The organism is Streptomyces sp. SYP-A7185 (assembly GCF_046103685.1).
Classification (GTDB): domain Bacteria; phylum Actinomycetota; class Actinomycetes; order Streptomycetales; family Streptomycetaceae; genus Streptomyces.
Genome location: NZ_CP122310.1, coordinates 4221259 through 4244091 on the forward strand (window position 1 = coordinate 4221259; position 22833 = coordinate 4244091).

Sequence of the window (22833 nt, forward strand, 5' to 3'; positions counted from 1 at the left end):
GACACGGTCAGTTGCCGCCTTCCTGCTTGCGCAGGTAGTCACTGAGCTCGTCGAGCTCGGCCTGTACTTGGTGGATGCGGGCCGGCGCGGGACGCGTGGGCGGGGGCGGCGTCTGCTGGACCGGCGGCTGGTGCGGCTGCGTGGGCCGGAGGTGCGGGGGCTGCGGCTGGGTGGCCTGCGGGTGCACGGGGGCGGGGCCCGGCTGCTGCGGGTAGCCGTACGCGGGCCCGGGGGCCGGGTAGCCGCCGTACGGCTGCGGGCGGTAGCGGCTGAAGTGGCGTATGTCCGCGAAGAGGTAGTAGGCGACGGCGGCGAGCAGCGTCGTCAGGAGGACCACCATGCCCGTGTTGCCGGGGCCCTGGAACTCGTCCTCGCCGGGGTCGACGCCGACGAGCACCAGGGCCGTCACGTCGAGTGCGGTGACGAGCCCGAACAGCGCCCAGTCGTACGCCTTGCGCGTCACGAGCGCGAGCCGCAGCATCGGCGCCCAGGCCAGCAGGCCGCACGTCACGACGGCCAGGACCACGAACACCACGCGCAGCGTCACATGCGTGCTGCCGGAGGTCGGCGGCGGTTGCTGCGGCGCATAGCCGTGGCCGTGCATGGCTGCTCCTGATGCCTGATGCGGCCGCGCGTTCCCCCGGAGGAACGCGCGGCCGAAAGTCGAAATACGAACTGATGCAGATTCGAGCGTATAGGCCGACAAGGAGAAGCGGTCCCGGGTTGTACCGAACCGTTGTCGTACTGGTCACGTCCCGATCGGGGACCGCTCCCGCGCCCGGCCGGAACCCGGTCTTCTCATTGCGGCGGAAGCGTGCCGTCCGTCAGTCCGTCGTGCAGTCCCCGCACCAACTGGGCGCCCAGCCTGCCCGCGAGACGCAGCGAGTCCTCGAAGGCGGCGAGCGCGCGGAACCGCTCCCCGTAGCCGCGCTGTCCCTCCAGCGGCAGGCGCGGAAGGCGCAGCCGCCGGACGTCGAGCCGGGCGGCGGTGGAGGCGTAACTGCTCGCCTGGCGGTTGTTGGCGGTGCCGCGCAGGAACCCGGCGAGGAACCACGGGTCGAGGGCGGCCGGGTCGGGCCGCAGGAGCGTGAGCCCCCGGCCGAGCGCGGCGCCCGCGGTGGCCTCGTCGACGACGCGGGCCGCGGTGCCGCCGCCCGCGAGGGGGATGACGACGTCGCCGGGCTCGGTCAGGACCGTCTCGGCGGTCGCGTCCTCCGGCGGGTCGGCGAGACCCGAGGGCGCGTCGCCGGACAGGAGGTCGTGCTCGGTGAGCACCGGGGTGCCGGGGGGCGCGCAGCCGGTGCCCGTACGCAGCGACAGGGCGCCCGCGCGAGCGAGTTCACCGACGGTGGTGACCGGCCGGTGGGCGGCGTCCTCGACGACTTCGACGGCCCGGGCGGGCGGCGGCATGAGGTCGGCGGTCCGGCGCACGGCGTCCCCGAGGCGCTCGCGGACGGCCGCGAGCTCCCGCACCCCCCCGCCGGTGGCCGGTGGCGGCAGGCGGCGGGCCGGGGCCAGGTCGACCTCGTCGTCGAGGAGTTCGAGCACCGGCACGCAGCGGGCGAGCCCCGGCCGTTCGCCGACCGTGCCGTCCCGGTCGAAGGCGCGCCAGAGGCCGGTCACGGCGTCCTGCACCGGCCGCCAGGCCTGCCGGTCCCTGCCGTCGCCCGCGCAGAGGCCCGCCGTCTCGACGAGGAGCAGCGCGGACGGGGGCTGCGCGCCGGGCGCGGGCCTGCGCAGGACCCAGACGTGCAGCGGGATGTTGTACGGGGGTGCGGCGCCCGTGGGCAGCGCGATCACGGCCCGCAGGGCGCCCCGGCGCAGCAGGTCGGCGCGGACGCGGCGCCCGGAGCGGCGGGAGGCGGCGGCGGGCGGCATCAGCAGGACGGCGGTGCCGCCGTCCCGGAGGCGGGCCAGCGCGTGCTGCACCCAGGCGAGTTCGGACTCCGTACGGGCCGGGAAGCCGTACTCCCAGCGGGGGTCGTAGGCGAGTTCGTCGTGCCCCCAGTTGCGTTCGTTGAACGGCGGGTGGCAGAGCACGGCGTCGGCCCGCGTCTCGCCGAAGGCGTCCGCGCGCAGGGTGTCGGCGGCGGCGGCGCGCACGGTGGCGTCGGAGTGCAGGGCCAGGCGCAGGGCGGTGAGGGCGGCGAGTTCGGGTGCGCTGTCCTGGCCCTGGAGGCACTGGTCGGGGCGCGGGGCGACGGCCCGCAGCAGGGCGCCGGTGCCGCAGGCGGGGTCGAGCACGGTGGACGCGGGCCCGGCGAGCGCGGCCATCAGGCCGGCGGGTCCGGCCGGAGTGAGCGTGTACTGCCGGGGGTTGGCGTCGATGTGCCGCCCGATCAGGAACTCGTAGGTCTGCCGGGCCCCCAGCTCGGCGGCGAGCTCGGCCACCCCGCGCAGCAGCGGCAGGGAGGGCAGGAGCCGTGTGGCGTCCGGGACGGGCACGGCCGTCTGCCGCGGTCCCGCTCCGGTCGCGGCGGGTGAGCCGAACCGCGGGGCGAGGACCTGGGCGAGGGCGTCCGGGAGCAGCTGGGCGGTCCGCTCGTCCGACACCGCGCTCACCTTCAGCCAGTCCGGGTGGCGGTCGCGGACGAGGAGCAGGACGCAGCCGGCGTGGAGCAGGGCGGTGACGGGGCCCGCGGGGTGGCCCGCGAGGTGCTGCCAGACGCGTTCCTTGAGCGGCACCTCCCCCAGCTTGCCCTGGGTGCGCAGCCACTCCTCGATCTCCGCGAGGGCGAAGGAGGGGCTGGTCTCGGTGCCGCCGACCGGTCTGGGGAAGTCGGGGTGGCGGCGGCGCCAGTTGCTGACGGCCGCCCGGCCGACGCCCGCGAGCCGGGCGATCCCCGCGGCGGTCACCTCTGTCGTGTTCTCCCGCACCGAACCGGCTCCCCTCAGTCCCCGAGTCCCCTGCCGCACCGCACGAGACGCGTGGTCGCGGCGCCGTGGCTGGCGCCGAGCATACCCGCGTACGCGGATCCACCCCCTTCACGGCTGTTAACAGACTGCCATTCCGATGCCGTGTTGACTCGGTTCACAGCCTCTGCTCTGATGGTGACAGCACTTCCAATCCCGTGGGGGGATCTTCATGCGACACACCACTCTTGCCGCCGCCGTCTGCCTGGCCGCCGCGGCGACGCTCGGCCTGACGGCCTGCGGCACCGAGACCGCCGGCTCCGGAAAGCAGGGGGCCGCGAAGGAGACGGGACCGTTCCCCGGCCTGTCGGGGCCCGACATCGTCGACAAGGCCGTGAAGGCGACGTCCGGCGCCAGGTCCCTCAGCGTGAAGGGCAGCGTCCCCGACGAGGGCGGCACCATCACGCTGGACATGGCCTTCGACACCAAGGGGCAGTGCGCGGGCACGATGGGGATGGGCGGGGAGGGCTCGCTCGACCTGATCACCACCGCGCGCACGGTCTACATGAAGTACGACGAGGAGTTCCTGCGCGCCCAGGGCAAGGGGCAGCCCAAGGCCGAGACGCAGGCCGCCGTGGACATGCTCGCGGGCCGGTGGGTGAAGACCTCGGCGACCGGCGCCGACGCCAAGGACATCGCCGCGTTCTGCGACCTGGACGTCCTGCTCGCCGACTTCAAGGACGTCGACTCCGACGCCGACCGGGGCAAGACCACCACGGTCGACGGCACCCCCGCGCTCACGCTCACCGAAACCGACGGCGCCGACCGCTACACCCTGTACGTGGCGACGAAGGGCAAGCCGTATCTCCTGAAGGTCGTGAACGAGACCGCCAAGACCCCGGAGACCCTGACGTTCGGGGACTTCGACGAACCGGTCGACGCGACGCCGCCCACCGGTGACGTCATGGACATCGACAAGATGGCGGGCTGACCCTCACAGCACGTGCCGCACCCACACGTTCGGCTCCACGTACACCGCGTACCCCCGCTCCGGCTCGCAGAGCACCGGCACCAGCGCGCCCGGCACCTCGACGGGGCCCGCGGTGTCGAACGGCAGGCCCGTCCACGCCCGCCACTGCGCGAGCGAGCCGGACACCGTCATCGAGGCGTGCGCCACCTTCACGACGCTGCCGCCCGCCCGCACGTGCACCCGAAGCCACGGGTCGGCGGGCAGCCCGTCGTCCCGCGTGCGCCGTACGTACGCGTCGATCGACGCGGCCGGTTCGAGGTGCTTGGCGTTCGGGCGGACCGGGGCGACGACCTGGGCGAAGCCCCGCGCGCGTGCGTTGTCGCGCATCGCCGCGAGCATCCGTCCCGAGACGCCCTGCCCCAGGAACTGCCTGGCCACGGTGATCTCGATCGCGCTCACCGTGTCGGGCTTCCTGCCGTGCCGCAGGTCCGAGAACGCCCACAGCATGACCTGGTCCCAGCCGCCGTCCGGCAACTCCCCGCGCCCCTGGGCCTCCAGCGCGAACGGCACGCTGAACCCCTTGGCCGCGACCGTGCCCCGCTCGTCCGTGGCGACCAGGACGTACTCGGGGAAGTCGGCGACGATCCGCCCGATCAGCGACCACGCGAGCGGGTCGTGCCCGATGAACTCCGGCCAGGTCTCGTCCATCTCCCAGAGCGGCCCGGCGAGTCCGGGCCGCTCGGCCAGCGTCGTGATCTTCAGGTCCATGCCCCGGACGCTAGCGGACGCCGCCCCGCCCGTTAAGCCGTTTTCCGTGCGCCGGGGAGGCCTCAGCGGGCGTGGAACCGGCCGGGCGCCGCCGTCGGGCCGCCCCCGGACGGCAGCTTCTGCCGCGGACAGCCCGAAAGGACCCGCTTCATCGCGTCCCGTTCGGCGCCCGTCACCCACACCTCGTACTTCTTCTTCACCGCCACCTGCCGCGCCACATAGGCACAGCGGTACCCCTTGTCCGGCGGCAGCCAGGTGGCCGTGTCGCCGTCGCCCTTGCCGCGGTTGGGGCCCGCGTCGACCGCGAGGAGGTTGAGCGGGTCGTTGGCGAAGGCGATGCGCTTGCCCGGCTCCCACGTGCCCGCGCCCTTCTGCCAGGCGTCCGAGAGGGCGACGAGATGGTCGATGTCCACCTGGCTGCGGCCGCGCACGAACGTGACGTCCTTGCCGGTGTACGGGTCGGGCGCGAGCTTCCCCGCCGTCACCTCGCAGTCGCCGTCGCGGTACTTCACGTCCTCCAGGTCGCGCTTGAGGATGTCGTCGCGGGTGCCGCAGCCGTTGGAGTCCGTGTCGGCCCAGGGGCTGCCGAAGCGGTCGCGGTCGTAGCCGGTCTTGGGCGCGCGGCCCTTGACGGTGAGCGTGTCGACCGCGGCGAGCGCGGGGCCCGCCTCGGCGTCGGGCCCGGAGGATCCGCCGGCCACGTCCTGCGGCGAGCAGCCCGTGCCGGACGCGGTGACCACGAGGGCGAGCAGCAGCGCGGCCCGCACGCCCCTGCCGCGACGATCACGCTCCTGGCGCGGCATCGACCTCACCGGAAAACAGCTGCGTCCCACAACGGCCCCAAGCCCCACGGCACTTCCCCTCCCCTGGTTCGCGCGCTGGTGTCGCGCCCCCGCCACCGTACCGAGTGACCGGTACGGACCGGGTCGGCCACGCCCCCGCATGACCTGCGAGGTAATCGACCCCCGCCCGCCCGTGCGGAAGCATCGAAGCCATCGGGACGCACCCGCGTCCCCCGGAACACCGACCGAGGAGCCAGCCATGACCGCACGGCCCGCCGCCACCGAAGCCGCCACCCGCGCCGCCGTCCAGGCCTTCCTCCGGTACCGCCTCGCGGGGGACGCCGAGGGCCTGGCCGCCCTCTTCGCCGACGAGGTCGACTGGCTGCTCGCCGAGAACCCGGGCGTGCCGTGGATCCGGCCCCGCTCCAGCGCCGCCGAGTGCGCGGCCCAGTCCGCCGAACTCGCCGCGCACACCGTCCCGGAGAAGGCCGGAGCGAGCGTCGACACGCTCCTCGTCGACGGCGCTGACGCGGTGATCTTCGGCCGGCTGTGGGGCACCGTGCGCGCGACCGGCAAGTCCTTCGAGGGGCCGTTCGCGCTGCGGCTGACCGTCGAGGACGGCCGGATCACCCGGCACCACCTCTACGAGAACAGCCGCTCGATCGCCGACGCCTGCACCCCCTAGCGGGCCGCCCTACGACCCCACGATCGTCGTCAGGAACTCCCCCACCCAGCCGAGCAGTTCCCGCCCGATGAGCGGCTTCCCGCCGACCTTGGCGGTCTTGGGGCGCGGGACGAGCAGCTGGTGGGCGTTCTCCTTGATGACCGTGCCGGGGTAGAGCCGCTTCAGGCGCAGCTCCTGGGACTCCCGCAGCTCCACCGGGGCGAACCGGATGTTGTTGCCCTGGAGCACGATCTCGCCGACCGAGCAGGCGCGGGCCAGCATGCGCAGGCCCGCCACCAGGAGGAGGTTCTCCACGGGCTCGGGCAGCTTGCCGTAGCGGTCGGTGAGTTCCTCGCGGACCGCCTTGACGTCCTCTTCGCTGCTCGCCGAGGCGATCGAGCGGTAGGCGGCCAGGCGCAGGCGCTCGCCGGGGGCGTAGTCGTGCGGGACGTGCGCGTCGACCGGCAGCTCGACCTTGACCTCCAGCGGCGGCTCCTCCTCGACGCCGCCCTCCAGGGACGCGCGGTAGTCGGCCACCGCCTCGCCCACCATGCGGACGTAGAGGTCGAAGCCGACGCCCGCGATGTGTCCCGACTGCTCGCCGCCCAGGAGGTTGCCCGCGCCGCGGATCTCCAGGTCCTTCATCGCCACGTACATGCCCGCGCCCATCTCCGTGTGCTGGGCGATGGTCGCAAGACGCTCGTGGGCGGTCTCGGTCAGCGGCTTCTCCGGCGGGTAGAGGAAGTAGGCGTACCCGCGCTCGCGGCCACGGCCCACGCGGCCGCGCAGCTGGTGCAGCTGGGAGAGGCCGAAGTTGTCGCCGCGTTCGACGATCAGCGTGTTGGCGTTCGAGATGTCGATGCCCGACTCGACGATCGTCGTCGAGACGAGCACGTCGAACTTCTTCTCCCAGAAGTCCACCACCACCTGCTCCAGGGCCTGTTCGGACATCTGGCCGTGGGCGGTGGCGATGCGGGCCTCGGGCACGATGTCGCGGAGCCTGGCCGCCGCGCGGTCGATGGACTCGACGCGGTTGTGGATGTAGAAGACCTGGCCCTCGCGCAGCAGTTCGCGGCGGACGGCCGCGCCGATCTGCTTCTCCTCGTACGGACCCACGAAGGTGAGCACCGGGTGGCGCTCCTCGGGCGGCGTGGTGATCGTCGACATCTCGCGGATGCCGGTGACGGCCATTTCGAGCGTACGGGGAATGGGGGTGGCCGACATGGTCAGGACGTCGACGTTCGCGCGGAGCTTCTTCAGCTGCTCCTTGTGCTCGACGCCGAAGCGCTGCTCCTCGTCGACGATGACCAGGCCGAGGTCCTTGAACTTCGTCTCGGACGAGAAGAGGCGGTGGGTGCCGATGACGATGTCGACCGAGCCGTCCCGCAGGCCTTCCAGGGTCGCCTTGGACTCGCTCTCCGTCTGGAAGCGCGACAGCGCCCGCACCTTCACGGGGAACTGGGAGTAGCGCTCGGAGAACGTGCCGAAGTGCTGCTGCACGAGCAGCGTCGTCGGCACCAGGACCGCGACCTGCTTGCCGTCCTGGACGGCCTTGAAGGCGGCGCGGACCGCGATCTCCGTCTTGCCGTAGCCGACGTCGCCGCAGATCAGACGGTCCATCGGGACCGTCTTCTCCATGTCGTCCTTCACCTCGGCGATGGTGGTGAGCTGGTCGGGCGTCTCCACGTACGGGAATGCGTCCTCCAGCTCGCGCTGCCAGGGGGTGTCGGGGGCGAAGGCGTGGCCGGGGGCCGCCATGCGGGCGGAGTACAGCTTGATGAGGTCGGCGGCGATCTCCTTGACGGCCTTCTTGGCGCGCGCCTTCGTCTTCGTCCAGTCGGCGCCGCCCAGGCGGTGCAGCGTGGGGGCCTCGCCGCCGACGTACTTGGTGATCTGCTCCAGCTGGTCGGTGGGGATGTAGAGCCGGTCGCCGGGCTGGCCGCGCTTGGCGGGGGCGTACTCCACGACGAGGTACTCGCGGGTGGCGCCCTGGACCGTGCGCTGGACCATCTCGATGTAGCGGCCGACGCCGTGCTGCTCGTGGACGATGTAGTCGCCGGTCTCCAGGGTCAGCGGGTCGATCGTCTTGCGGCGGCGGGCGGGCATCCGCTGGCCGTCCTTGCCGGCCGCCTTCTGCCCCGAGAGGTCGGTCTCGGTGAGCACGGCGAGCTTGAGCGCCGGATCGACGAAGCCGTAGTCGATCGAGCCGCAGGAGACGTGCACCAGGGAGGGCGTCAGCTCGGTGAGCTCGCCGTCCAGGCGGGCCGCGATGCCCTCGCCGCCGAGGACCTCGACGGTGCGGGCGGCGGGGCCGTGGCCCTCGGTGACGTAGACCGTGCGCCAGCCGTCGGCGAGCCAGCCCTTGGTGTCGGCGAGGGCCTTGGCGGTGTCGCCGCGGTAGGTCTCCGTGGCGTGCATGCCGAGCTTGAGGGTGTCGTCGCCACCCGGCGCGTCAGCGCCATAGGTCAGGGTCTCGTCCGCCGCGAAGGGCGAGACCGACCACCACATCATGCCGAGGTCGCTCGCGTGGTCCCGGACGTCCGCGATGCCCCACAGGGAGGCCGCGCCCACGTCGATGGGCGCGTCGCCGCCGCCGGCGGTCGCGGCCCAGCTGGCCTGGAGGAACTCCTGCGAGGTCGCCACCAGGTCGGCGGCCCGGGTGCGCACCCGCTCGGGGTCGCAGACCACGGCCATGCTGTCCTTCGGCAGGACGTCGAGCAGCAGCTCCATGTCGTCGACCAGGACCGGCGCGAGGGACTCCATGCCCTCGACGGCGATGCCCTCGGCGATCTTGCCGAGCAGCTCGCCCAGCTCGGGGTGGGCCTCGGCCAGCGCCGCTGCCCGCTCGCGCACGTCGTCGGTCAGGAGCAGCTCGCGGCAGGGCGGGGCCCACAGGCCGTGCTCGGCGACCTCCAGGGAGCGCTGGTCGGCGACCTTGAAGTAGCGGATCTCCTCGACGTCGTCGCCCCAGAACTCGACGCGCAGGGGGTGTTCCTCGGTCGGCGGGAAGACGTCCAGGATGCCGCCGCGCACGGCGAACTCGCCGCGCTTCTCGACCAGCTCCACGCGGGAGTACGCGGCGGCCGCGAGGGCTTCCACGGTCTCGTTCAGGTCCGTGCTCTCGCCGGTGCGCAGCGCCACGGGCTCCAGGTCGCCCAGGCCCTTGACCTGCGGCTGGAGCACCGAGCGCACGGGCGCGACGATGACGGACACCGGGCCCGTCTCGGGGTCGTCGGGGCGCGGGTGCGCCAGGCGGCGCAGGACGGCGAGGCGGCGGCCGACGGTGTCGGAGCGGGGCGAGAGGCGCTCGTGCGGCAGGGTCTCCCAGGAGGGGTACTCCACGACGCCGTCCGGCGGCAGGATCGTGCGCAGGGCGGCGGCCAGGTCCTCGGCCTCGCGGCCGGTCGCCGTCACGGCGAGGACGGTGCGCCCGGTCTCACGGGCCAGGGCCGCGACGGCGAAGGGCCGGGCGGCGGGCGGGCCGACCAGATCCACGTGGGTGCGGTGGCCGTCGGTGGCCGCCTTGACCGCTTCGGCGAGGGCGGGGTCCTTGACGACAGCGTCGAGCAGACCGTGCAGGCTCATGTGGGCTTTCGCTTTCCGTCCAGGTTCCGGGGCGCGCGGGGCAACGCGAACCGCCCGGCAACGTCATACGGGCCGGGGGTCTCCAGCGTACGACCACGGAGTGACAGCCGCTGGCCGCAGAGACCAGGTGGCACGATCCGGCCGGCGCGCGCCCCCCTCTCGGACGGCAGCCGGCCCCGGCGGGTGCTCGCGCACCGGCCGGGGCCGTCTCCCGCACCCCCGTGGCGGGAGCTATTCGGTGGCGATGGCGTTCAGGACGTTCATCCGGCCCGCCCGGAAGGCCGGTACGAGCGCTGCGAACAGGCCCACGAACGCCGAGCCGACGAAGACGGTGAGGATCGTCGGCCAGGGGATCTCCAGGACCTTCAGGCCCTCCAGGGCGAGCAGCTTCTGCGCCGTGGCGCCCCAGCCCATGCCGAGCCCGAGACCCAGCAGCGCGCCGAAGAGGGCGATGACCACCGACTCCATGCGGATCATGCGGCGCAGCTGGCGGCGCGAGAGGCCGATGGCCCGCATCAGGCCGATCTCGCGGGTCCGCTCGACCACCGAGAGGGCCAGCGTGTTCACCACGCCCAGGATCGCGACGATGATCGCGAGGCCGAGCAGGCCGTAGACCATGTTCAGCATCTGGCCGACCTGGTCCTTGAGCGTCTGCTTGAAGTCGGTCTGGTCCATGACCTTGTACTGCGGGTAGTCGGACATGGCCGCCTTCAGCGACGCGTACGCCGCGTCCTGCTGCCCCTCGTCCGCCTTGGCGAACATGATCTCGTTCGGCGGCATGCGGTCGGCGGGCACGTACTTCGCGGCGGTGTCGATGTTGACGTACATCGCGCCGGAGTCGATCGAGGTGTCGCCGGAGGTGATGGCCCGCACGGTGATGTCGGCCGTCTTGCCGTGGTCGAAGGCGAGCCGCACCTTGTCGCCGACGGAGATGCCGTGGTCCTTGGCGAAGTCCTCGCCGACCGACATGGAGTCCGGCTTGTAGGCGTCGGCGAGCGTGCCCGCGACGGTCTCGCTGCGCAGGTCCTGCGCGTAGGTCGCGTCGGCGGCGCTCAGGCCCACCTCCTGCGCCTTCTTGCCGTCCGGGGCGGTCAGGTCCGCCTTGATGTCCTTGTACTGGGTGATGTGGGCGACGTGCTCGGCCTTCTCCAGGGACTTCGCGGCCTTGGGGGTGATCGCCTGGCCGTTGTCGGACTGGATGATGAAGTCCGCGCCGACCGACTTGTCGAGTTCGTCCGTGGCGGACGCGACCATCGAGGAGCCGACCACGGAGAGGCAGGCGACCAGGGCGAGGCCGATCATCAGGGCCGCGCCGGTGGCGCCGGTGCGGCGCGGGTTGCGCAGGGCGTTGCGCTCGGCCATGCGCCCGATGGGGCCGAACATCCGCAGCAGGACGGCGCTGATGACGCGGACCACGCCGTTGGCGAGGACCGGGCCGACGACGACGAAGCCGATGAGGGTGAGCACGACGCCGCCGCCGAGGAACAGCGAGCCTTCGCTCGCCTTGTCGGCCTGCGACGCGGTGTAGAGGCCGAAGACGCCGGCGCCGGTGAGGGCCAGGCCGATGACCGCGCGCAGGGCGCTCGCCTTGCCGTCGGCCGGTGTCCCGGCGTCGCGCAGGGCGGCCATCGGGGAGACCTTGGCGGCGCGCCGGGCGGGCAGGTAGGCGGCCAGGACGGTGACGACGATGCCGAGGACCATGCCGACCACGGGGGTCGTCCACTTGACGGTGAGGTCCTGGGTGGACAGCTCCATGCCCATGCCGGACATGAGCTGCATCAGGCCGATGGCGAGCCCGACGCCCGCGCCGACGCCGAGGACCGAGCCGATCACGCCGAGCAGCAGCGCCTCGACGAGCACGGAGCGGTTGACCTGCTTGCGGCTGGAGCCGATGGCCCGCATCAGGCCGATCTCGCGGGTGCGCTGGGCGACCAGCATCGAGAAGGTGTTGATGATCAGGAAGATGCCGACGAGGAAGGCGATCCCGGCGAAGCCGAGCATCGCGTACTTCATGACGTCCAGGAAGCCGCTGACGCTCTTGCGGTTGTCGTCCGCGCTCTCCTGCTGCGTCTTGACCTGGTACGCGGTGGCGTCGGCGCCCATGGCCTCGCCGACGTGCCGCTTGAGGACCGTGTCGCTGACGCCCGCGTCGGCGGTCACGTTGACGTGCGTGAACCGGCCGGTGGCGCCCAGGAGTTCGCGCTGTGCGGTCGCGGTGTCGAAGTAGACGATCGCGGCGCCGGGGTTGGTGACCTTGAAGGTGGCGATGCCGGAGATCTTGGCGGTGTGGTCGCCGGTGACGGCGATGGTGCGCAGCTCGTCACCGATCTTCAGGTCGTGCTTGTCCGCGGTGTCGGAGTCGATCATCACGTCGGTGGGTCCGCGCGGGGCGTGGCCGGAGGTGATGTCCATCGACCGCAGGTCGTTGCGGGTCCAGTTGCCGGCGATGGTCGGGCCGCCGCCGGTGGGGCCGACGTTCTTCTTCTCGGAGTTGACGACGGTGACGCTCTCGCTGACGACCGCGCCCTCGGCGGACTTGGCGCCCTGCGCCTTCTTCGCCCGGTCCACGACCGAGGCGGGCATCGACTCGGGCTTGCCCGTGTCGGGCCGGTCGCCGGGGTCCGTCGCGGACTTGGAGGTGACGGTGACGTCGGCGGAGGTCGCGGCGAAGAGCTTGTCGAACGTCGTGTTCATCGTGTCGGAGAAGACGAGCGTGCCGCAGACGAACGCCACCGACAGGATCACGGCCACGGCGGAGAGCGCCATGCGGCCCTTGTGCGCGAAGAAGTTGCGCATCGAGGTCTTGAGGACGCTCATGACGTACGCCCCCGCGCGTCGAAGTCCTTCATGCGGTCGAGGACGCTCTCGGCGGTCGGCTCGAACATCTCGTCGACGATGCGGCCGTCCGCGAGATACAGCACCCGGTCCGCGTACGAGGCGGCCACCGGGTCGTGCGTGACCATCACGATGGTCTGGCCGAGCTCGGTCACGGACTTGCGCAGGAAGCCCAGCACCTCCGCTCCCGCGCGGGAGTCGAGGTTTCCGGTCGGCTCGTCACCGAAGATGATCTCGGGCCGCGCGGCCAGGGCGCGGGCCACGGCCACGCGCTGCTGCTGGCCGCCGGAGAGCTCGGTGGGGCGGTGCTTGAGGCGGCCCGCGAGGCCGACGGTCTCCACGACCTGGTCCAGCCAGCCGCGGTCGGGCTTGCGGCCCGCTATGTCCATCGGGAGCGTGATGTTCTCGAGGGCGTTGAGCGTGGGCAGCAGGTTGAACGCCTGGAAGATGAAGCCGATCCGGTCCCGGCGCAGCTGCGTGAGCTTCTTGTCCTTCAGACCGGTGATCTCGGTCTCGTCGAGGTAGATCTGCCCGGAGGTCACGGTGTCGAGGCCCGCGAGGCAGTGCATCAGGGTCGACTTGCCGGAACCCGAAGGACCCATGATCGCGGTGAACTGCCCGCGGGCGATGTCCACGTCGATCTCGTCGAGCGCCACGACCCGGGTCTCTCCGGTGCCGTACGCCTTCACGACCTGGCGCGCCCGTGCCGCCACGGCCGTACGCCCTCCAGTGCCCCCGTGCCTGGGAATGGTTACAGCCGATGTCACGGTAAGTCTCCTAAGTCGGTTACGCGTAGGTCGGACGTGTTCGCCGCGCATAAAGATTCTGGTCGTCCGACGGCTTCCGCGCGCTGGTGCCCAGCGCAGTCTTCGGGTGGGGTAAACCCCACCCCCGAAGGTGTGGCTGGCCGACCGGCCCTTGTCCGGCCCGCCCCCGTCGGCATAAAGCCAATCTAAGAAGCGGCCGGGCCCTTCTCGTCCTCCGGCAGTACGAACGCCCCCCGGTCCGTAGTACGGAGGTTCCCCTAGGGGATCTCCACCCGCCGGTGGAGCAGTTCTCGGGGTCGCTCCACCCTCTTGCCGAGCGCACACCGACCCACCTGCCGGGATGCTCTCCACCCCTGCCCCCGGGAGTACACCGGGTGAGAGGGTGGCCGGGAGCAAATAGATGCAGGGGGAAGGGATTTCGGTGGACGCGGACGGCGGCACGAAGACGGCGGGCACGCAGGACGTAGTGCGGCGGCGCGGACCCGTGGTCGCCGCCCTCATGCTCGCCATGGCGCTCGCCGCCCTGGACTCCACGATCGTCTCGACCGCCATCCCGCAGATCGTCGGCGACCTCGGCGGCTTCTCCGTCTTCTCCTGGCTCTTCTCCGGCTATCTGCTCGCCGTCACCGTCACCCTGCCCCTCTACGGCAAGCTCTCCGACACCTTCGGCCGCAAGCCGGTCCTCGTCGCGGGCAGCATCCTCTTCCTGATCGGCTCCGCGCTGTGCGCCGTGGCCTGGAACATGGGGGCGCTCATCGCCTTCCGCGTCGTCCAGGGCCTGGGCGGCGGCGCGCTCCAGGGGACGGTGCAGACGCTCGCCGCCGACCTCTACCCCCTCAAGGAACGCCCCAAGATCCAGGCGAAGTTGTCCACCGTGTGGGCCGCTTCGTCGATCGCGGGCCCCGCGCTCGGAGGTCTGATCGCCGCGTACGCCGACTGGCGCTGGATCTTCCTGATCAACCTGCCCATCGGGGCGGTCGCCCTGTGGCTGATCGTGCGCCACCTGCACGAGCCGGAGCGCGCGCAGGCCACCCGGGGGCGCATCGACTGGGCGGGCGCGCTCGCCGTGTTCGCCTGCGGCGGCGTCCTGCTCACCGCGCTCGTGCAGGGCGGCGTCGCCTGGGGCTGGCTCTCCGCGCCCTCGCTCGCGCTCTTCACCGGCGGACTGCTGCTCGCGGCGGCCGTCGTGGCCATCGAGCGGCGCGCGGCGGAGCCGATCATCCCCGGCTGGGTCTGGCGCAGGCGCACGATCGCGGCCGTCAACCTCGCCCTGGGCGCGCTCGGCCTCCTGATGGTCGCGCCGACGGTCTTCCTGCCGACGTACGCCCAGTCCGTGCTCGGTCTCGCGCCGATCGCCGCCGGGTTCGTGCTCTCGGTGATGACGCTCAGCTGGCCGGTCTCGGCCGCCCTGAGCCAGCACGTCTACCGCAGGCTGGGCTTTCGCGACACGGCACTCGTCGGCATCGGCGGGGCCGCGCTCTTCCTCTTCGCGTTCCCCTTCCTGCCCTACCCGGGGCAGGCCTGGCAGCCCGCGCTGATCATGCTGCTGCTCGGCGCGGCGCTCGGGCTCTTCCAACTGCCGCTGATCGTGGGCGTGCAGTCCACCGTCGGCTGGTCGGAGCGCGGCACGGCCACCGCCTCCATCCTCTTCTGCCGGCAGATAGGCCAGACCCTGGGCGCGGCCCTCTTCGGCGCGGTCGCCAACGGAGTCCTCACGTCCAGGCTCGGCGGCGCGGGCTCCCTGGACTCGGTCGCGCACGCCCTGGAGGACCCGGCCTCGGTCGCGGATCCCGAACGGCTGCGCGGGGCGGTCGACTCGGCGGTCGACACGGTGTACGCGGGGGCGGGGTGCGCGGCGGTACTCGCCCTCCTCGTACTGGTGTTCCTGGCTCCTCGGCGGTTTCCGGTAATCGGGGCGGACACCCCGGAGAACGGCGAGGACGGCGAGGACGGCAAGAACAGCAAGGTCAGAGCCCCGAAGGCCGGGGAGAACACCGAAGTGGTCACGCGTGAACGGCCCGTGGAACGACCAGCCGAATAAACCGACCGACCAGTATGGGCAAAACCCTTCGCGGCTCTACTACTTACAAGTAACGTGCTCGATCCTCACCTCTCGCTCCCTGCGGTCCCGCACCGGACCGACGCCGCGCAAGGAGAACCGGGATGTCCCACCCTCACCAGCCCCAGGGGCCCGAGCACCACCGTCAACCCCGCTATCCACAGCACGCCTACCGCCCGCACACCCCGCCACACGACTCACCCCCCACCGCTCCCACGTCCCCCACACATCCCTCGTCGCCCTCGTCGCCCTCCTCCCCCTCTTACCTCACCTACCCCTGGCAGCCCGCCGCGCCACCCCCTCCCCCGCCGCCCCCACGGCTCCCCCGGCACCCCGCACTCGGCCGCCACGGCGACCTGCGCCGGCTGCGCAGCGCCTACCGCTGGCAGCGCCGCGTCGCCACCCTCACCGCACTCGGCTACTTCACGCTCTTCCTGATCCTCTCCGCCTTCGCCCCGTCCCTCATGACGGACACCGTCACCGGCGGACTCTCCACCGGACTCCTGCTCGGGCTGTGCCAGGTGCCCGTCACCCTGCTCGCCATAGGGCTCTACGAGTCCACGGCCCGCCGCCGGGTCGACCCCATGGCCGAACGGCTGCGCAAGCTCGCGGAGTTGGAGGCCAACCGATGAACCCCGCCGCCCCTCTGGCCGCCGACGCGGCCCAGGGCATGTCCCTCGTCGCGTTCACCGCCGTCGTCACCCTCACGCTGCTCCTGTGCGTGATGACGGGCCCCGACCGCGACAACCTCGGCGAGTTCTACACCGGGTACGGCGCCCTCTCCCCCCTGCGCAACGGCCTGGCCATCGCGGGCGACTACATCTCGGCGGCCACCGTCCTCGGCACCGGCGGCATCATCGCGCTCCTCGGGTACGACGGAGTCGTCCTGGCCCTGAGCACCGCCCTGTCCCTGATGCTCCTGATGTTCCTGCTGGCCGAACCCCTGCGCAACGCGGGCCAGTTCACCATGGGCGACGTCCTGGCCCGCCGGATGCCCGGCCGCGCCGTACGCGTCACGGCCTGCGCGGCGACCCTGGCCGCCCTGATCCCCCTCATGCTGGTGCAGCTCGCGGGCGCGGGCGACCTGCTCTCCTTCATCCTCGGCTTCTCCGGCGAAGGCGTGAAGACGGCCTGCGTCATCGCGCTCGGCGCCCTCATGATCAGTTACGCGGCGATCGGCGGCATGAAGGGCACCGCCCTCATCCAGATCATGAAGATGGTGATGCTGCTCGGCTCCGGGGTGGTCATCGCCGCCCTGATCCTGCGCCGCTTCGACTGGGACGTCGGCGCGCTCCTGGCCGCCGCCGAGAAGGGCAGCGGCGCGGGCCCGGCCTTCCTCCAGTCCGGCCTCCAGTTCGCGGGCGGCCCCCACCCGCGCCTGGACATGATCAGCTCGGAGCTGACGGTGGTGCTCGGCGGCGCGTGCCTGCCGCACGTCACGATGCGCATGTACACGGCGCGCAGCGCGCCCGAGGTGCGCCGTTCGCTGTCCTGGGCGGTGTCGTCGGTGGCGCTGTTCGTCATCGTCATCTCGATCATCGGCTTCGGCGCGACGGCGATGATCGGCCGCGCGGCGATCGCGGAGGCCGACCCACAGGGCAACACGGCCTATCTGATGGGCTCCAAGGCGGTGTTCGGGGCGAGCGCGTCGACGGCGGAGACCCTCGTCTTCACGACGGTCACCACGGCGATCTTCCTGACTCTGCTCGCCTCGGTCGCCGGAATGATCCTCGCCTGCGCCAACTCCCTCGCGCACGACGTCTTCGCGCACCTGCGCCTGCGCAAGCAGCTCACCCCGCGCCGCGAGATGACGCTGGCCCGCGTCTCGGCGCTCGGCATAGGGGGCGTGGCGATCGTCCTCGCAGTCCTGGTGCAGCACCGCAACCTTCAGCCCCTGGTCACGCTGTCGTTCTGCCTGGGCGCCTCGGCCCTGGCCCCGGCCCTGGTCTACAGCCTCTTCTGGCGCCGCTACACCCGCAGGGGCCTGCTGTGGACGCTGATCGGCGGCACACTCGGCTCCGCCGTCCTGATGACGGGCACCAACCTGGTCTCGGGCGCCCCCACGTCGGCGTTCCCGAACCACGACTTCAACTGGTTCCCGTTCACCACGACGGGCCTGGCGTCCATCCCGCTGGGCTTCTTCCTCGGCTGGCTGGGCACGGTGTCGTCGGGCCCGAGGGAGGCAGAGGAACAACGCAGGCGGTACGAGGCGGTGGAGGGCTGGATCTTGGCGGGGGTGACGCGGAAGTAGAGCGGAGCCCTTCGGCAGGAGAGAGGGGGTTGCCCTTCGGCAAGAGGGAGACCGCCGGGCGATCGGACGGGTGGGCGGGTAGGCGGGCGGGCGGGAGAAAATCGCCGCGAAGCGGCGGCTCGGAAGGCCCCCGCCCAGGCCTAGGGCGCCCCCTCGGCGGCAGCCCGCCCCGTGAGCGCCGCAAGGCTGCTGCGCACATGCTCCATGTGGGCCCGCACCTCGTCCCACTCCTCCCCGTGCTCCCGCAGCATCCGCTCCGTCTCCCGGGAGATCCCCTCCTCCCGCGCCACCGCGGCGGCGACCAGCTCCGCGCCCCGCGCCTCCGCGTCCTCCTGCCCGTGCCGGGCGGACTCCTCCGCCTCCGCGAAGGCCCGCTTGGCCTCGGACAGGCCGGCCTCGGCGGCGGCCACGAGCGCCGCCTCCGCGGCCTGCGCCTGAGCCTCCCGCTCGGCGATCTCCCGCTCGGCGGCCTCCCAGCGCTCGGCGTGCTCCTTCTCCTGCTCCTCCAGGAGCGCGGCGCTGCGCTGCCGCATCTCCCGCAGGGCGGCCAGCGCCTCGCCCCGCCACTCCTTCACGTCACGGCGGGCCGCGATCCGCGTCTCGTCCGCGGTCGCCCGGCAGGCGAGCAGCCGCTGCCGGGCCCGCTCGTCGGCCTCGCCGAGGATCTCGTCCGCGTACGCGCGAGCGGCGCCGCGGACCTCACGGGCCTCCGCATCCGCCGCCTCGGTCGCGCGCTGCACGTCGGCCTCGGCCGTCTCCCGTACGGCCGAGGCCTCCGCCTCGCTCAGGGCGAGGATCTGCCGCGCGCGCTCGCCGAGCGTCTCGTACGTCTGGGGGGCGAGCTGCGAGACGACGTCCCGCAGCCGTTCCGCCTCCGCCTCCATCTCCTTGGCGAGGACGGTGAGCCGTGCGGCGCGTTCCCACGCGCCGTCGCGGTCCCGGGACAGGTCGAGGGCGCAGGCGTCCACCTGCTCGGGACGGTAGCCACGTCCGCGCACGGTGACGAAGCCGTGCTCCGACGCCGTTGAACCGCTGCTCATCTGGAATCCCTCCTCCGACGCACCACGCGCGTATTACGCGATTGGCGCACATCTTGATGGATCAAGCGGAAGTGCTCATAACGCGACACTCCGCTCATCTCATCCGTTCAAGGATGCGTCATTTCCCGGCAGAAGTCGGAATCGGGGAGGGAGGTCTCCGCGCGGCCCCGGAAAACGCCGAGGCGCCCGGCCCCCGGCAGGGGGCGAGCGCCTCGACCACGTGCGGCCCCCGCAGGGGCCGGCTCAGAGCAGGCCGTCCCACATCTGTTCGAGCAGCACCGACCACCAGCTCTCCGGCGACGCGAGCGCCGCCGGGTCGAGCGCCGCGAGCTGCCCCTGGAAGTCGACGGTCCAGCGGCCCGCCTGCTCCTGGTTGAGCCCGAACCGCAGCCGCCACATGCGGCCGAGGAGCGCCAGGCAGCGCGCGAACTCCGGCAGACCCGTGTTCACGAACTGCGGCGGCACCGGAGCACCGCCGGGACCCGCCTCCACGGGCACGGCCACGATGTTCGCCGTGCCGTACTGGACGCAGATCGCGCGGCCGAAGTCACTGCCCATGACGAGGTACGAACCGGCGTCCGACGCCGGCTGCACCCCGCGCTCCTGCGCCGTCTCGGCCAGCGTCGGCACCGGACGGCCCGGCTGGGCCTGCGCCCAGAAGAACGGGCCGAAGTCGACCGGCAGACCCGCCACGACCAGCGTGTGCGCCACCAGGTCGGGCACGCCCTGCCGGGAGACCGCCCGCTGGTCGAAGCGGAAGATGCCGGGCCCGAACGCGCCCATCAGCTCCTGCGCCACGCCCTCCGGCGGGATCGGCGGCGCGGGCTGCACCTGCGGCAGCGGCGCGCGCACCGGCGCGGGGCGCGCCGGACCGTCCGCGACCTGGTGCAGCTCGGCCTGGTGCGCGATGAGCTGCTGCATGCCGCCCTGCCGGGACCCGTGGTCCCTGCCGTACGGGGCGATGCTCGTGATCCGCGCCTGCGGCCAGGTCTCACGGATCATGCGGGCGCAGTACGCGCCGGGCAGCTCGCAGGACTCCAGCTCGGTATGGAGTTCGAGCACCTGCTGCGGCGGCACGTTCATGCCCCGCAGCTCGTGCAGGATCTGCCACTCCGGGTGCGGCGTGCCGGGCGCGGAGCGGCGGATGAGCTGCTGCTCGGAGCCGTCCTGCGCGCGGTAGCGGAGCACCGCCTGGTAGCCGGGTCCGACGGTCGGCTGACCGGTGGGCGGCTGCGGGTAGCCGTAGGGCTGACCGGGGCCGGGGTGTCCGGGCGCCGGGGGCGGCATGCCGGGGGCACCCGGAGCGCCCGGGGCCTGCGGCGGCATCGGCGCACCGGGGCCACCGACCGCGGGCCCGGCCAGCATGGTCGCCGCGTGGTGGACGCCACCGCCGGGAGCACCGGGAGCACCGGGAGCCTGCGGAGGCTGGGGCGCACCCGGGGCGCCGGGCGGACCGGGCGGCTGCGGGGCACCCGGAGCACCGGGCGCACCCGGCGGCTTGATCCCACCGGGGCCACCCATGCTCGGGTCCGCCAGCATCGTCGCCGCGTGGTGCACACCACCGGGAGGCGTCCCCGGAGCACCGGGCGGGCCGGGAGGCTGGGGCGCACCGGGAGCACCCGGGGCGCCGGGCGGACCGGGCGGCTGCGGGGCACCCGGAGCACCGGGAGCTCCAGGAGCACCCGGCGGCTTGATCCCACCGGGGCCGCCCATGCTCGGGTCCGCCAGCATCGTCGCCGCGTGGTGCACACCACCGGGAGGCGTCCCCGGAGCCGAGGGCGGCTGCGGGGCGTCCGGAGCCGCCGGCGGCTGCGGTCCGTCGGGGCCGAGTGCGGAGACGAGCTGCGTCGGGACGTAACCGCCCGCCGGGGTGCCCGGAGCGCCGGGGCCGGACGGCGGCGGCGTACTCCCCTGCGCCACACCGGGAGTCCCCGGGGCGCCGGGAGGCGGCGGCGTACTGGCACCGCTGCCCCGTGCGGCACGCGGCGGCGCGGCCTTGCTGGTCGCGGCGTCGGCGATGTCCCCCGCACCGGACGGCCCGGCGGGCCGGGCGGCGGCCGGAGCGGGACCACCCTGCGGGTAGCCGTACGCGGACGGGTCGGGAGCGCTCACGCCCGGAGGCGGCGGCATGTTCACCGCGGCACCGGCGGGCGGCGGCGGAAGGTTCGGGCCGGGAGCGGCCGGGGGCTGCCCGCCGGGGCCACCGGGAGCGCCGGGAGCGCCGGGTCCCTGCGGATAGCCGTACGCCGACGCGTCGGGAGCGCCGGGCCCCGCGGGCGGGGGTGTGTCCGGGCCGCCGATCGCGGGCGCCACCGTCGTCGACGGCAGGCCGCTGCCGCCGTGCATCAGCGCGGTCTTGGCCTCCGGCGCCACACCGGGCGGCGGCGCGTCGTCCGCGTCGCCGCCGACCAGCGGCGGCGCGAACACCGTCGCGGGCGCGGCCACCGAACGGTCGTCGTCCGCGGAATCCGCGTTCGTGTCCGTACCGGCCCACGGGGTGGCCCCGACGGGCGTGTTCGACTCCGCGGCGGCGGGCCACGGCGTACCGCCACCGGGCGCTTCGGGAGCGGAGGGCCCAGACGGCGCAGACGGTGCAGCCGACGCCGAGGCGGCGGAAGGCGACGGCGACGGCGACGGCGACGGCGAAGGAACCGGCTTCGCGTCCGACGGGCCCGACCCCGTGGCCGATTCGCCCCGGCGGTCCGGGATGCCCAGCTTGTCCGCCGCCTCCTGGAGCCACTCCGGAGGGCTCAACAGGAACGACGTCTGATTCAGGTCGACCCGCTCAGGCGGCGCCGGAACCGCGTCCTGCGGCGCCACGTCCGGGGCGCCGTACTCCTCTTCGTACCGGCGGATCACCTCGCCGACCGGCAGCCCCGGCCAGAGGGTCGCGTCGCCGCTGTCCCGCGCGATGACGAGCCGCTGCCGGCCGCCGTCGGACACCGGACCGTTCTCACGGTCCTCCGCCCACACGACGAACCCGAGCTCGAACTCCCGCACCCGCACCTCACGGTGCTGGTATCCGGGCACATCGCCGTTGATCCACTCCTCGGCGCGCTCCTGCGCCTGCGCGAAGGTCACCATCGACAAGTCACTCCCCCACCGGGACGGCGTGCGCGAAGCCGCCGTCCACCATCAGGTTCGCCACGGTCTCCAACTCCGGCGGATTGCCCGCGAGCCGGGACAAGAACGCGTCGAAGTCGTCACCGCACGGCAGCAGCAGCCGCTGCACCCGCTCGGCAGGCGCCCAGCCGGCCGTCTCCGAGACGTCCCGTGCGTCGTCGTACGCGCAGAACCACACCGAACCGATCTGGTCGCCCTTGACCTTCACGGCCAGCAGACCGCCCTGCACGAAACCGACCGCCAGATAATCCTTGGTCAGATGGTCGCGCAGGCATTTGTTCACGTACACCAGGTCGTTGACCGCGGCCTCGTCCCGCACCGTGAAGAACGGCTGGTCGATCAGCAGACCCAGCTCGGCGTCCAGCGCCGTGCCCACCGGGGCGCAACCGCCCGCGGCCTTCAAGAAGGAACGGTAGGCGCCCGGCAGCCGGTAGCCCAACTCCTCCTCCACGCCCAGGACGTCCTGCTCGCTCACCGCGACCGCCGACTTCGGCAGCGCCAGATGCGCGGGACGGGTCTCCTGCAACGGGCGCGTACCCCTCTTGTCCTGGTCCACCGGCGTCGTGGCGAGCCCGCCGTGGTGCCGCAGGAGCGCCTTCACCTCCACCGGGACCAGTTCGAGGCGCCGGCCGCCCGGCACGTGGTGCCAGGTCCAGCCGTGCGGCGTCGCCACCGGAGCGATCGTGTCCCACAGCTCGTGGTCCGCCGCCGCCATCGCCGCGTTCGCGGAGACGTAGTCCGTCAGGCGCAGCTCGTCGACGCCGAAGCCCTCCGGGGGCTCGGCGATCTCGGCCGCCGCACGCGCGTAGGCCGAGAAATCCGGATAGCCGTGCTCGTCCACCCGCACCCCTCGGGGGTGGCGCGTGGCCCGGACCGGATCCGGGAAGTGCACGACCTGCCCGGCGTAGGCCGCGTTCGGCGGTGCGGCCTGCTGCCCCAGCCGACCTGTCGTCATGGCGGTTGCCCCCTGCGGCACTGTGAAGAGTTCTGCGGATCGCTGTGCGTCGGTTCTGCGTACTTCGTCCCGCGTTCCGCGTCTGCGGATGTCGACAGCCTATGCGCAAGGACGACACCGGTCACCGGGCCTCCGGTTCCATGACCAGCAGCCACCGGACCGTCACCGTGCGACGAAAGCC

At 72.9% G+C, this 22833-nt stretch carries 15 protein-coding genes; 5 read left to right on the forward strand and 10 right to left on the reverse strand.

All coding sequences use genetic code 11. From position 1 onward, the window contains the following. Positions 1 to 7: 7 nt before the first annotated feature. Together QBL25_RS18415 and QBL25_RS18420 are read right to left on the reverse strand one after the other, a co-directional pair. Positions 8 to 604 (reverse strand): hypothetical protein, encoded by a 597-nt coding sequence (locus tag QBL25_RS18415; RefSeq protein ID WP_409058125.1) that lies wholly within the window; start codon positions 602 to 604, stop codon positions 8 to 10. 194 nt (positions 605 to 798) lie between these two features. Next, positions 799 to 2877, reverse strand: a complete 2079-nt coding sequence (locus QBL25_RS18420; RefSeq protein ID WP_409058126.1) for an N-6 DNA methylase — start codon at positions 2875 to 2877, stop codon at positions 799 to 801. Between the two features lie 208 nt (positions 2878 to 3085). On the opposite strand from QBL25_RS18420, the gene QBL25_RS18425 reads away from it, so the two are divergent. After that, entirely contained in the window at positions 3086 to 3844 is a 759-nt protein-coding gene (locus QBL25_RS18425; RefSeq protein WP_409058127.1) for a hypothetical protein, read from the forward strand. A gap of 3 nt (positions 3845 to 3847) precedes the next feature. Here the strand turns inward: QBL25_RS18425 and QBL25_RS18430 are convergent, their stop codons facing one another. Together QBL25_RS18430 and QBL25_RS18435 are read right to left on the reverse strand one after the other, a co-directional pair. Then, on the reverse strand, positions 3848 to 4591 hold the full coding sequence (locus QBL25_RS18430; RefSeq protein ID WP_409058128.1) for an N-acetyltransferase: 744 nt from the start codon (positions 4589 to 4591) through the stop codon (positions 3848 to 3850). Positions 4592 to 4653: 62 nt separating this feature from the next. Continuing rightward, positions 4654 to 5394, reverse strand: coding sequence for an HNH endonuclease family protein (locus tag QBL25_RS18435; RefSeq protein WP_409058129.1), 741 nt, complete (start codon positions 5392 to 5394; stop codon positions 4654 to 4656). A gap of 238 nt (positions 5395 to 5632) precedes the next feature. On the opposite strand from QBL25_RS18435, the gene QBL25_RS18440 reads away from it, so the two are divergent. After that, a complete protein-coding gene (locus QBL25_RS18440; RefSeq protein ID WP_409058130.1) occupies positions 5633 to 6058 on the forward strand; it encodes a nuclear transport factor 2 family protein in 426 nt (141 codons plus the stop codon). A 9-nt stretch (positions 6059 to 6067) separates the two neighbouring features. On the opposite strand, the gene mfd is transcribed toward QBL25_RS18440, so the two are convergent. The 3 genes from mfd to QBL25_RS18455 form a co-directional block, all read right to left on the reverse strand. Next, positions 6068 to 9622 carry a transcription-repair coupling factor gene (mfd, locus tag QBL25_RS18445; RefSeq protein ID WP_409058131.1) on the reverse strand — a complete coding sequence of 1185 codons (3555 nt, stop codon included), beginning with the start codon at positions 9620 to 9622 and terminating at the stop codon, positions 6068 to 6070. A 231-nt stretch (positions 9623 to 9853) separates the two neighbouring features. Beyond that, on the reverse strand, positions 9854 to 12439 hold the full coding sequence (locus QBL25_RS18450; protein WP_409058132.1) for an ABC transporter permease: 2586 nt from the start codon (positions 12437 to 12439) through the stop codon (positions 9854 to 9856). After that, positions 12436 to 13224, reverse strand: coding sequence for an ABC transporter ATP-binding protein (locus tag QBL25_RS18455; RefSeq protein WP_409058133.1), 789 nt, complete (start codon positions 13222 to 13224; stop codon positions 12436 to 12438). The genes QBL25_RS18450 and QBL25_RS18455 overlap by 4 nt, the downstream gene beginning before the upstream one ends. Positions 13225 to 13723: 499 nt before the next feature. On the opposite strand from QBL25_RS18455, the gene QBL25_RS18460 reads away from it, so the two are divergent. The 3 genes from QBL25_RS18460 (at position 13724) to QBL25_RS18470 (ending at position 17534) form a co-directional block, all read left to right on the forward strand. Continuing rightward, the gene (locus tag QBL25_RS18460) at positions 13724 to 15265 is read left to right on the forward strand and encodes an MFS transporter (RefSeq protein ID WP_409062698.1); all 1542 of its coding nucleotides are present in this window, start codon (positions 13724 to 13726) and stop codon (positions 15263 to 15265) included. A gap of 122 nt (positions 15266 to 15387) precedes the next feature. After that, positions 15388 to 15915: a DUF485 domain-containing protein gene (locus tag QBL25_RS18465; RefSeq protein WP_409058134.1), complete on the forward strand. Its 528-nt coding sequence runs from the start codon at positions 15388 to 15390 to the stop codon at positions 15913 to 15915. Then, the gene (locus tag QBL25_RS18470) at positions 15912 to 17534 is read left to right on the forward strand and encodes a cation acetate symporter (RefSeq protein ID WP_409058135.1); all 1623 of its coding nucleotides are present in this window, start codon (positions 15912 to 15914) and stop codon (positions 17532 to 17534) included. Before QBL25_RS18465 ends, QBL25_RS18470 begins: the two co-directional genes overlap by 4 nt. Positions 17535 to 17674: 140 nt before the next feature. On the opposite strand, the gene QBL25_RS18475 is transcribed toward QBL25_RS18470, so the two are convergent. From QBL25_RS18475 to QBL25_RS18485, 3 genes are all read right to left on the reverse strand, one after another. Then, complete coding sequence (locus QBL25_RS18475; protein ID WP_409058136.1) at positions 17675 to 18574, reverse strand: cellulose-binding protein; 900 nt, start codon at positions 18572 to 18574, stop codon at positions 17675 to 17677. Positions 18575 to 18817: 243 nt separating this feature from the next. Continuing rightward, positions 18818 to 21658 carry an SUKH-4 family immunity protein gene (locus tag QBL25_RS18480; protein ID WP_409058137.1) on the reverse strand — a complete coding sequence of 947 codons (2841 nt, stop codon included), beginning with the start codon at positions 21656 to 21658 and terminating at the stop codon, positions 18818 to 18820. A 7-nt stretch (positions 21659 to 21665) separates the two neighbouring features. After that, positions 21666 to 22652 (reverse strand): SMI1/KNR4 family protein, encoded by a 987-nt coding sequence (locus QBL25_RS18485; RefSeq protein WP_409058138.1) that lies wholly within the window; start codon positions 22650 to 22652, stop codon positions 21666 to 21668. Between the last annotated feature and the right edge of the window lie 181 nt (positions 22653 to 22833).